The 10,807-nt window shown below is 63.6% G+C and carries 7 protein-coding genes and 1 tRNA gene; 5 read left to right on the top strand and 3 right to left on the bottom strand.

Annotated elements, in window-relative coordinates:
• The first annotated feature begins 118 nt into the window (after positions 1 to 118).
• Both rpmB and rpmG read left to right on the top strand, forming a co-directional pair.
• On the top strand, positions 119 to 355 hold the full coding sequence (gene rpmB, locus GV368_RS09460) for a 50S ribosomal protein L28 (RefSeq protein WP_142803638.1): 237 nt from the start codon (positions 119 to 121) through the stop codon (positions 353 to 355).
• A 20-nt stretch (positions 356 to 375) separates the two neighbouring features.
• Entirely contained in the window at positions 376 to 543 is a 168-nt protein-coding gene (gene rpmG, locus GV368_RS09455) for a 50S ribosomal protein L33 (protein ID WP_028874582.1), read from the top strand.
• A 165-nt stretch (positions 544 to 708) separates the two neighbouring features.
• Here the strand turns inward: rpmG and acs are convergent, their stop codons facing one another.
• Positions 709 to 2,661, bottom strand: coding sequence for an acetate--CoA ligase (acs, locus tag GV368_RS09450; RefSeq protein WP_169116348.1), 1,953 nt, complete (start codon positions 2,659 to 2,661; stop codon positions 709 to 711).
• Positions 2,662 to 2,839: 178 nt separating this feature from the next.
• On the opposite strand from acs, the gene GV368_RS09445 reads away from it, so the two are divergent.
• The 3 genes from GV368_RS09445 to GV368_RS09435 all read left to right on the top strand — a co-directional run bounded on the left by GV368_RS09445 (position 2,840) and on the right by GV368_RS09435 (position 7,808).
• Positions 2,840 to 4,369 carry a fumarate hydratase gene (locus tag GV368_RS09445; RefSeq protein WP_169116347.1) on the top strand — a complete coding sequence of 510 codons (1,530 nt, stop codon included), beginning with the start codon at positions 2,840 to 2,842 and terminating at the stop codon, positions 4,367 to 4,369.
• 76 nt (positions 4,370 to 4,445) lie between these two features.
• Positions 4,446 to 4,518, top strand: a tRNA-Thr gene (locus GV368_RS09440).
• Between the two features lie 44 nt (positions 4,519 to 4,562).
• Positions 4,563 to 7,808 (top strand): mechanosensitive ion channel domain-containing protein, encoded by a 3,246-nt coding sequence (locus GV368_RS09435; protein ID WP_169116346.1) that lies wholly within the window; start codon positions 4,563 to 4,565, stop codon positions 7,806 to 7,808.
• Here GV368_RS09435 and rlmB read toward each other — a convergent pair.
• Positions 7,790 to 8,560, bottom strand: a complete 771-nt coding sequence (gene rlmB, locus GV368_RS09430) for a 23S rRNA (guanosine(2251)-2'-O)-methyltransferase RlmB (RefSeq protein ID WP_169116345.1) — start codon at positions 8,558 to 8,560, stop codon at positions 7,790 to 7,792. The genes GV368_RS09435 and rlmB overlap by 19 nt on opposite strands.
• Complete coding sequence (gene rnr, locus GV368_RS09425) at positions 8,557 to 10,659, bottom strand: ribonuclease R (RefSeq protein ID WP_235933749.1); 2,103 nt, start codon at positions 10,657 to 10,659, stop codon at positions 8,557 to 8,559. Before rnr ends, rlmB begins: the two co-directional genes overlap by 4 nt.
• Positions 10,660 to 10,807: the final 148 nt, after the last annotated feature.

The following is a 10,807-nucleotide window of genomic DNA, read 5'->3' as shown; positions in this document are numbered from 1 at the left end:
CTCGTGCTACAAGTCCGGACAGTTTATTTGTTCGCTACACATTCGGCATCGACACCTTGCCGCGGATGCGTTTTCATGCTATCGTTTCGCGCTTTGAAGAATTCCCAGGAGAGCCATCATGGCCCGCGTCTGTCAAGTGACCGGCAAGCGTCCGATGACCGGCAACCACGTCTCGCACGCCAACAACAAAACCAAGCGCCGTTTCCTGCCCAACCTGCACTATCGCCGTTTCTGGAGCGAGGCCGAAGAGCGTTGGGTGAAACTTCGCGTCTCCAACGCGGCGCTGCGCACCATCGACAAGAAAGGCATCGATGCCGTGCTCGCCGAGCTGCGCGCCCGCGGCGAGAAAATCTGAATCCTGGATAGGAGTGCATCATGGCCAAGGCCGCCCGCGAGAAGATCAAGCTCGAGTCCACCGCTGGAACCGGGCATTTCTACACCACCTCGAAAAACAAGCGCACCACCCCGGAAAAACTCGAGCTGATGAAGTACGACCCCAAAGCGCGCAAACACGTGCTCTACAAAGAAACCAAGCTCAAGTAAGCCGCATCACAAGGAATCCGCAAAAGCCATCCCCTGGCGGATGGCTTTTTTCTTTTCCCTCTCCCATTTCTTCCCCAAAGAAAAAAGCGCCTCTTGCGGGCGCCGTAATTCGTCTCCTCCCATGAGGCGGGCGGTCTCGAGGCCGCCCGTCCTTCTTCTCCTCGATTATCCCTTGAGCTGCTCCAGGATCGCCGGGTTTTCCAGCGTGGACGTATCCTGCGTGATCTCCTCGCCCTTGGCGAGCTGACGCAGCAGCCGGCGCATGATCTTGCCCGAGCGGGTCTTGGGCAGGTTCTCGCCGAAGCGGATCTCCTTGGGCTTGGCGATGGGGCCGATCTCCTTGGCCACCCAATCCTGCAGTTCCTTGACGAGGCGCTTGGCTTCCTCGCCCTGGGGCCGCGGACGCTTGAGCACCACGAAGGCCACGATCGCCTCGCCAGTAATGTCGTCGGGACGACCGACCACGGCCGCTTCCGCCACCAGCTCGTGCGCCACCAGCGCGGATTCGATCTCCATCGTTCCCAGACGGTGGCCCGACACGTTGAGCACGTCGTCGATGCGCCCGGTGATGGTGAAGTAGCCCGTCTCGGGATCGCGAATCGCCCCGTCGCCGGCCAGATACAACTTCCCTTTGAAATCTTCGGGGAAGTAGGATTTCTTGAACCGCTCCGGATCGCCCCAGATCGTGCGGATCATCGACGGCCAGGGTTTCTTGATGACGAGGAACCCGCCATGCCCCCAAGGAAGCTCGGTACCCGTCTCGTCGACCACCGCCGCCATGATGCCGGGGAAAGGCAGCGTGCAGGAACCGGGCACGAGCGGCGTGGCGCCGGGCAGTGGCGTGATCATGTGCGCCCCGGTCTCGGTCTGCCACCAGGTATCGACGATGGGGCAGCGTCCGTGACCCACCTCGTTGTAATACCACTCCCAGGCCGCCGGGTTGATGGGCTCGCCCACCGAGCCGAGGATGCGCAGGCTGGAGAGGTCGAAATTGCGCGGATGCACTTCGGGAGTGGCGTCGCTCGCCTTGATGAGGGCGCGGATCGCCGTGGGCGCGGTATAGAAGATGCTGACCTTGTGCGCCTCGATCATACGCCAGAAACGGCTCGCGTCAGGGTAGGTCGGCACGCCCTCGAACACCACCTGCGTCGCCCCCACCGCCAACGGTCCATAGGCGACGTAGCTGTGCCCAGTGATCCAGCCGATGTCGGCCGTACACCAGAAAACGTCGGTCGGCTTGATGTCGAAGGTCCACTTCATCGTCAGCGCGACCTGCGTGAGATAGCCGCCGGTCGAGTGTTGCACGCCTTTGGGTTTGCCGGTGGAACCCGAGGTATAGAGCAGGAAGAGCGGATGCTCGGCCTCGACCCACTCGGGCTCGCACACTTCGCTCTGGCCAGCGATGACATCACTCCACCACAGATCGCGCTCCGGATGCCATTCGATGTCCATGCCGGTGCGCTTGTTGACGATCACGTGGCGCACCGATTCGCATCCACCCATGACAAACGCTTCTTCGACGATGGCCTTGAGCGGCAAAGCCTTGCCGCCACGGAACTGGCCGTCGGACGTGACCACCACGGTGGCACCGGTATCCTGGATGCGGTCGCGCAGCGCCAGGGCGGAAAAACCGCCGAAGACCACGGAGTGGGTCGCCCCGATACGCGCGCACGCCTGCATGGCTACCACGCCTTCGATGCCCATGGGCAGATAGATGAGGACACGATCGCCCTTCTTCACGCCGAGCGACTTGAGCGCGTTGGCGAACTGGCTCACCCGCGCGAGCAGCTCGCGATAAGTGACCTTGGTGACCTTGCCGTCGTCGGCTTCGAAGATGATGGCCACCTTGTCGCCCAGCCCCGCGGCCACGTGCCGGTCGAGGCAGTTGTAGGAGGCGTTGAGCACCCCGTCGGCGAACCAGCGGAAGAACGGAGCATTGGACTCGTCGAGCACCTGGGTGAAGGGTTTCTTCCAGTCGAGGAGCGTGCGAGCGTGATTGGCCCAATAGCCCTCGTAATCCTTTTCCGCCTCGGCCACGAGCCGTTTGTAGTGTTCCATCCCCGAGACGGCGGCATTTTTGACGAGTTCTTCCGGCGGATAATACATTTTCTGAGCCATGGGTCGATCTCCCTCTTCAATGGTTCGTTCGAACGGACCGCGCAGACTCCGGTCCATCCGGGCACCCTTTGATTGAAACGGCTTTATCTTACATCAGACTTACTGGGCAAGCAGGCAAAGGTCATTCCGTCGGCGCCCACCCTGTTTTAGAATAGCGCACTCTGCGAGGGAGCCTGTGATGACCACTATCCGCGAAGAAGACCTGATCGAATCGATCGCCGACGCATTCCAATACATCAGCTACTATCATCCCGTCGATTACATCAAGGCGCTCGCCGAAGCGTACGAGCGCGAGCAAAGCCCTGCGGCGAAAGACGCCATCGCCCAGATCCTCACGAACTCCCGTATGGCCGCCGAGGGGCACCGCCCGATCTGTCAGGACACGGGCATCGCCACGGTCTTTCTCGAAATCGGTCAGGACGTGCGTTTCGACACGCGCCGCAGCCTGCAGGAACTCATCGACGAAGGGGTACGCCGCGCCTACACCAATCCGGACAATCCCTTGCGCGCCTCGGTGCTGCGCGACCCCGCCGGCAAGCGGCAGAACACGCGCGACAACACCCCGGCCGTGGTCCACGTCGAGCTCGTACCGGGTGATAAAGTAGAAGTGATCTGCGCGGCCAAGGGCGGCGGCTCGGAGAACAAAGCCAAGCTCGCCATGCTCAACCCCTCGGATTCCCTCGTCGACTGGGTGCTCAAGACCGTGCCCACCATGGGAGCGGGCTGGTGCCCTCCCGGCATCCTCGGCATCGGCATCGGCGGCACGCCGGAAAAAGCCATGCTGCTCGCCAAGAAATCCCTCATGGCCCCCGTCGACATCCACGAGTTGCAAGCACGCGCCGAGCGCGGCGAGGAGCTCACCACTGCCGAGCGGCTGCGGCTCGAACTCTACGACAAGGTCAATGCGCTCGGTATCGGTGCGCAGGGGCTGGGTGGACTCACCACGGTGGTCGACGTCAAGGTGCTCGACTACCCCACCCACGCCGCGAGCCTGCCGGTGGCCATGATCCCCAACTGCGCCGCCACCCGCCACGTGCACTTCACGCTCGACGGTAGCGGCCCGGCCCGGCTCGACCCCCCGCGGCTGGAAGATTGGCCCCGGATCACCTGGACGCCCGACACCAAGAAAGCCAAGCGCGTGGATCTCGACACCCTCACGCGCGAGGAAGTCGCCTCCTGGAAGGCCGGTGACATCCTACTCTTGAACGGCAAGCTCCTCACCGGACGCGACGCCGCGCACAAGCGCATCGCCGACATGATCGCCCGCGGCGAGCCCTTGCCTGTCGATTTCACCAACCGGGTCATCTATTACGTCGGCCCGGTCGATCCGGTGCGCGACGAAGTCGTCGGCCCCGCCGGCCCCACCACCGCCACGCGCATGGACAAATTCACCCGCCTCATGCTCGAGAAGACGGGCCTCATCGCCATGGTCGGCAAGGCCGAGCGCGGCCCCGAGGCCGTAGCGGCGATCCGCGACAACCGCGCCGCCTACCTCATGGCCGTAGGCGGCGCCGCCTATCTGGTCGCCAAGGCGATCAAGGCGGCACGCGTCGTCGCGTTCGAGGATCTCGGCATGGAAGCGATCTACGAATTCGAGGTGCGCGACATGCCGGTGACCGTGGCCGTCGATAGCCAAGGCAACAACGTGCATGAAACCGGCCCGCGCGAGTGGCGCGTCAAGATCGGCAAGATCCCCGTCACCGCCTGAAACCTCTTCCCTCCGACGGGGAACGGTATAATCTTTCACGTCCGCCCTGCCTACGTGCCAGGGCGGACGCTGCAGCGCCGGCATAGCTCAGCTGGTAGAGCACCCGCCTTGTAAGCGGTAGGTCGCCCGTTCGAATCGGGCTGCCGGCATTCTTTCCGCTCACCGAGCTCACACCCGTTCCGAGGGAGGCTCCATGCGTTTCATCCGCCGACTGTGCGGTCTCATTCTTTTTTGTCTCGTCGGCATACTCTCTCCGTCCTTTGCGGCTGAATCCGGCAATGATCCCGTGCAGGCGGGACTTGCTCTGATTCAGGATGCGCTGCAGCGCAACACGCTACCAGCCGATACCTCCGCCGCGCTCAAGCAACTGCTCGACCGCATCCAGGAAGCGCAAAGCCGCAAACAGCAGGCCGAGATTCGCGCTGCGCTCGCCGAAAAGCTCATCGAGCAGACGCAGCGCGAACTGCAGCAACTGACCGCCAGCCGCCCTGCCGACTTTGCCGACCTGCGGCTCACCGACGATTTGACGCCGAGCGAACGAGCCGAGCGCTTGCGTCGCATCCTCGAGGAAGAGCGGGCACGGCGTCAGACGCAAGAATTCCTCAAGGCCCAGCTCGCCGATCTCGAACAAACCAAGGAACGTCGCGATACCGCTACCGCACCCTCTCCCGCGCCACTACCCTCCCTACCCGGCAATGATCCCTTGGTGCAACAGGCACTCACGCTTGCCACCTTGGTCTCCAGCCAAGCCCAAGAAGCCCTACGCCGCGCGACCCTGCTAGAGAGCCGCTTGGCCGAGAATTCTCGGGTGTTGCTATCGCGCCGCATCGAACGGCTGGAGGTCGAGCTCTCCCGACTGCGCCAGTTACGTGAAGCGCTGGAAAAGAGTACGGCGGCCGAAGTCACCCAGGAAACCAGCCAGGTCGATGCCGGCACGCTCGACCCAAGGCTCGCGCGCGTGGAAGCCACCAATCGCGAATGGGAAGCACGCCTGCAGACCCTGCGCCAGCGTTTGCAGACCGTGCGCGAACGCCAGGCGACGCTCCAACGCGAACATCAAGAGCGCAGAGAGTCGCTCGACTCCCTGAAAAAACGCATCGCCCAGCAAGGTCTGAGCCCCGCCGTGGGCAACCTACTCCTCGAATACCGCAGCCGCCTGCCCGCTCCCGTGACCCTGCGCCAGGAGCTCAACGCCGTACGCGCGATGCTGGAAGAGGTCCAGCTCCTGGAGCTCGAGCTACGTCAAGCCAAACGCCTGATCGCCGATCCGCGCGAGCGGGCTCGCCAGCTCCTCGGATTGGCAGAAACAACGGATTCCCCCCTGGAAAAAAGCATCATCGAAGCGCTCTCGGCGAGAACCCTGACGCTCGAGACGCTCGATGCGCTGCGCCCGGCACTGCTCGCCGCCCTCGGTGACCTCGAATCCGTGCTCCTTCGCGAACTCGGCATCGTGAACGAATTCTCCACCTTCATCGAGCAGCACCTGATGTGGGTGCCGACCACGCGTTCTCTTTGGCACTCCCCCTTATCCGAACTCACTGCGGTGGGCTCGGGGATACTCACGCTTGCGGCCGCCCTCATCGATCGCGCATCCTGGCAAACCGTCGTTTTTCACACGACGGCCAAAGCCTGGACCCTGCTCGGCCTCGGGCTCATTTTCCTGCTCGCACGTCCGCGCCTGAACGCCCGGCTCGACCGACTGCTCGGCAAAGACCGGAAAGAATCCCGCAGCGCCGGGATCCTCGACATCTTGTCCATCTTGGGACTCGAAGCCCTTCAGTCCCTTCCCTTTCCGCTCGTCGCCTACGCTATCGGCATGATGATCCTCGATAGTGGTATTCCTGCCGAAAATGCCCATGCATTCGGGCTCGCTTTGACCCAGATCGCTCCTTTCGCCTGGAACGTGCTCTTCTGGCAGCGAATTTTCTCACCCAAGAAAGGCCTTGCCGCCAGCCGTTATCACTGGCCAATGCCCGTGCTGCAACGTCTGAACCATACCCTGAAAGGATTCGCCTGGGGCGTGCTACCGCTGGGATTCCTAGCCCTCTATCTCAACCAAATCCAACTCGATGCCCCCCTGACCGAACTGGGCCGCATTCCTTTCGTTCTATCGATGCTCTTGCTCTCCTGGCTGTTGTGGCGCATCTTCCACATTCGCCGGGGCTTGCTGACCGATACCCTTCTGCCCACCTGGATACGGGTGACCGCCGCCCTCTTTGGGCCAGGTCTGCCGCTGGTGAGCGCGGCGTTGGCTAGCGCCGGTTACTTCTACGCCGCCACGGCCCTGATCGTCCGGTTCATGTCCACCCTCTGGATCTTGCTCGCGTTCGCGCTGCTGCAGCACGCCGCGCGCGATTTCTTTCTCCAACGTTTCGAACGCCGACGGAGCCGCAGCGCCGAGGATGGCGACGAAACGCAGCAGGAACGTATCGATGCATCCGAACGGCAAACCTTGACTTTGCTCAATTTCGCCCTCGTGCTCGGCCTCATCTTCGTCCTGCTCGACCTCTGGTCGTCGCTGCTGCCCGCCACCCGTATCCTGGACGAATGGGTGCTGTGGCGCTACACGGAGGCGCTGGGCAACGAGGCGGTCACGATGCAAGTCACCCTGGCCGACTTGCTCCTCGCCCTGATCGGTTTTGCGGCGATGTGGGTGGCAGCACGCAATCTTCCGGGCCTGCTCGAATTGGCTCTACAACGCACCTCACGGCTGGATGCGGGCAGCAAGTACGCGCTGGTGACACTACTGCGCTACGCCATCTTCACCATCGGACTGATTCTCATCCTGGGGCAGTTGGGGATGCCATGGTCGAAGCTGCAATGGCTCCTCGCCGCCCTGAGCGTGGGCCTGGGTTTCGGCTTGCAGGAAATCGTCGCCAACTTCGTCTCCGGCCTCATCATCCTCTTCGAGCGCCCGGTCCGTGTGGGCGATCTGGTTACCATCGGCAGCGACAGCGGCACCGTGCGACGCCTCACCATCCGCGCCACGGTGATTGAGGATTTCGATCGCCGCGAAGTCCTGGTGCCCAACAAGAAACTGATCACCGAACAGGTCACGAACTGGACGCTCAGCAACTCGCTGTCGCGCATCTTCCTCACGATCGGCGTGGCCTACGGCAGCGACCCCAAGCAGATCGAGACGCTCCTGCTCGAAGCCATCAAGGCCACCCCGGGCATTCTGTCGGACCCCGCCCCCAGCGTGATCTTCGCCCGCTTCGGGGAAAGCTCGCTCGATTTCGAACTCCGGGCGATCGTGGCCAACGTCGATCAGCGGCTTGGCATCATGAGCCGCCTCAACGAGGAAATCGATCGGATCTTCAAGGAGAACGGCGTGGAAATCCCCTTCCCGCAACGCGACTTGCATATTCGGGACATCGCCTGGCCGAGAACGGGACCTTTCCCTGCCGGGCAAAACGCACTTCAGCCTCCGGAGTCTTGAGCCAGGCGCCGGCGCACCGTCTCGTAGAGACACACGCCGGCGGCCACCGACACGTTTAGACTCTTGATGGCGCCGAGCATGGGGATGCGCACGAGTTCGTCGCACAGCTCGCGGGTGAGCCGCCGCAAGCCTTCCCCCTCGGCTCCGAGCACCCAGGCCACGGGCCCGGCGAGGTCGCATTCGTAGAGCGATTTCTGCGCCTCACCCGCCGCGCCCACCACCCAGACGCCCGCCTCCTTGAGCGTGCGCAGCGCCCGCGCCAGATTCGTCACCGTCACATAGGGAACGGTATCGGCCGCGCCGCTCGCGACCTTGACCGCTGCGGCGCTCAAGCCGGCGGCACGGTCCTTGGGCGCGATCACCGCATCCACTCCGGCCGCGTCGGCCACCCGCAGGCAAGCCCCCAGGTTGTGCGGATCCTGCACGCCGTCGAGCACGAGAAAAAGTGCCGGCCGCTTCGGGTCGAGCGCATCGAGCACTTCTTCGAGCGAATGCGTCCGCGCCTGCGCCGCGACGAACGCCACCACCCCTTGGTGCCGCCCTCCGCCCGCGATCGCATCGAGCCGCGCCGTGTCCACCGGCACGGCACGCACCCCGGCCAACTGCGCCCGTTCGAGCAGCGAACGCATGCGCGCATCCTGCCGCTGCCGGTCGACGTAGAGTTCGACGACGTCCTCGGGACGATGGCGCAGCAGCGCCGTGACCGCGTGGAAACCCGGCACGACGCGGCGTTGTCTGGTTTCTTCCTTCATCGCTTGGCCTTGGCGCGGCGCGTGCGCTCGGTCTTGCCCTCGCGCCGGGTCGGCGCCGGGCTGAGGTTCTCCAGGAAGTGAAAATCGATCTTACGCGTGGCCAGATCGACCCGCACCACCTGCACTTTCACCCGGTCGGCGAGGCGGTGACGCACGCCCGTGCGCTCACCCACCAGCGCATGCGCGCGCTCGTCGAAATGAAAATAATCTTCACCCAGATCGGAAATGTGTACCAAACCCTCGACGAAGAGCTCGTCGAGGGTGACGAAGAGGCCGAACGGGACCACCGCCGTGACCACTCCGGTATAGATCTCGCCCACTTTATCTTGCATGAAGTAGCATTTGAGCCAGCCGATGACCTCGCGTGTGGCCTCGTCGGCGCGCCGCTCCGTCATCGAGCAGTGCTCGCCGATCGCCTTCCAGTCGCCGGGCTCATAGCGAGCGCGTTCGAGTACCGCCTTGATGCAGCGGTGCACCAGCAGATCGGGATAGCGGCGAATGGGCGAAGTAAAGTGCGCATAAGCCTCATAAGCGAGCCCGAAGTGACCTCGATTCTCCGGCGTATACACAGCCTGCTTGAGCGAACGCAGCATCACCATCTGCAGCAGGGGCGCATCGGGGCGCTTCTGGATCTTTTCCAGCACCTTGGCGTAGTCCTTGGGCGTCGGCTCGTCGCCGCCGGGCAGTTCAATCCCGAATCCGGCGAGGAAATCACGCAACGCCGCCACTTTCTCCGGCGCCGGGGGCTCGTGCACGCGGTAGAGTGTGGGATGGTCGTGTTCGGCGAGAAAATCGGAGGCGCAGACGTTGGCCGCCAGCATGCATTCTTCGATCAAACGGTGCGCGTCGTTGCGCACGAGCGGCACGATACGCGCGATCTTGCCGTGCTCGTCGAACTCGATGCGCGTCTCCATCGTCTCGAAGTCGATCGCCCCGCGCTGGCGCCGTGCTTTCAAAAGCGCACGGAAGACGGCATCCAGGTGCTGTAGATGCGGCAGGAGCTCGCCGAGCTTGGTACGCACCTCTTCCTTGCCTTCATAGAGCGCAGCGGCGACTTCGGTGTACGTGAGGCGGGCGTGGGAATGCATTACGGCCGGATAGAAACGATAGCGCTGCACCTTGCCCGACGCGCTCACGATCATGTCGCAGGCCATGCACAGTCGATCTTCGCGCGGCACGAGGGAACACAAACCGTTACTCAGTTTCTCCGGCAGCATGGGGATGACCCGGCGCGGAAAATAGACCGAGTTGCCGCGATTGAACGCTTCGCCATCGAGTGCCGAGCCGTGCCCCACGTAGTGCGATACATCGGCGATCGCCACGATTAGCCGGAACCCCTTACCCTGCGGTTCGCAATAGACCGCGTCGTCGAAATCCTTGGCATCCTCACCGTCGATGGTCACGAGCGGCAATTCACGCAAGTCCACCCGCCCGGCGATGTCCTTGCGGCGCACTGCGTCGGGCAAGCGGCGCGCCTCCTCGCGCACCTCGCACGGCCATTCGAACGGCAAGTCGAACTTGCGCAGCGCAATCTCGATCTCCATGCCGGGATCGTCGTAGTCGCCCAATATCTCGACGATGCGCCCGATCGGCTGGGCGTACTTCGTGGGCTGTTCGACGAGCTCGACCACCACCACCTGACCCGGTTTGACCTTTTTGCCGCCCGGAGCGACGAGGATGTCCTGGGCGATGCGCTTGTCTTCGGGCACCACCAAGGTGACCCCATGCTCGACGAGCACGCGCCCGACCACTTTCTGGTTGGCCCGCTCGAGCACCTCGACGATCTTGCCTTCCGGCCGGCCGCGGCGGTCGGTACCGGCGATGCGCACGATCACCCGGTCGCCGTGTAGCACCTGGCGCATCTCCTTGGGGCCGAGGAAGATGTCATCGCCGCCGTCGTCGCGGATCACGAAGCCGAAACCGTCGGGATGCCCCTGCACCCGGCCGCGGATGAGATCGGCCTTCTCCGGCAGGAGATAGGCGCCGCGGCGGTTGCGCAGGATCTGTCCGTCGCGCTCCATCGCCTTCAGGCGCCTCTCGAAGAGCTCATACTCGTGAGGGGCGATATCGAGCGCCTCCACGAGCTCGCTCCAACGCATGGGGCGACCTGCCTCGGTAAGCACCTGAAGAATGTATTCCCGGCTGGGCAAAGGATGCCCATATTTGGCCGCCTCACGGGCGAAATAGGGATCACGCCGACGACGCTCGCTCACCTCGGGCGCGGGCACGGCCGTCGACTCGATGATC

The organism is Tepidiphilus baoligensis, assembly GCF_012911495.1.
Lineage (GTDB): Bacteria > Pseudomonadota > Gammaproteobacteria > Burkholderiales > Rhodocyclaceae > Tepidiphilus > Tepidiphilus olei.
Note: the sequence above shows the minus strand (reverse complement) of the source record. Positions and strands in the feature narration are given on the sequence as shown.

What these genes read in the sequence shown, in the direction of transcription:
- rpmB (WP_142803638.1), top strand. Translation starts at nt 119, where the DNA reads ATGGCCCGCGTCTGTCAAGTGACCGGCAAGCGTCCGATGACCGGCAAC.
- rpmG (WP_028874582.1), top strand. Translation starts at nt 376, where the DNA reads ATGGCCAAGGCCGCCCGCGAGAAGATCAAGCTCGAGTCCACCGCTGGA.
- acs (WP_169116348.1), bottom strand. Translation starts at nt 2,661, where the DNA reads ATGGCTCAGAAAATGTATTATCCGCCGGAAGAACTCGTCAAAAATGCC.
- GV368_RS09445 (WP_169116347.1), top strand. Translation starts at nt 2,840, where the DNA reads ATGACCACTATCCGCGAAGAAGACCTGATCGAATCGATCGCCGACGCA.
- GV368_RS09435 (WP_169116346.1), top strand. Translation starts at nt 4,563, where the DNA reads ATGCGTTTCATCCGCCGACTGTGCGGTCTCATTCTTTTTTGTCTCGTC.
- rlmB (WP_169116345.1), bottom strand. Translation starts at nt 8,560, where the DNA reads ATGAAGGAAGAAACCAGACAACGCCGCGTCGTGCCGGGTTTCCACGCG.
- rnr (WP_235933749.1), bottom strand. Translation starts at nt 10,659, where the DNA reads ATGCGTTGGAGCGAGCTCGTGGAGGCGCTCGATATCGCCCCTCACGAG.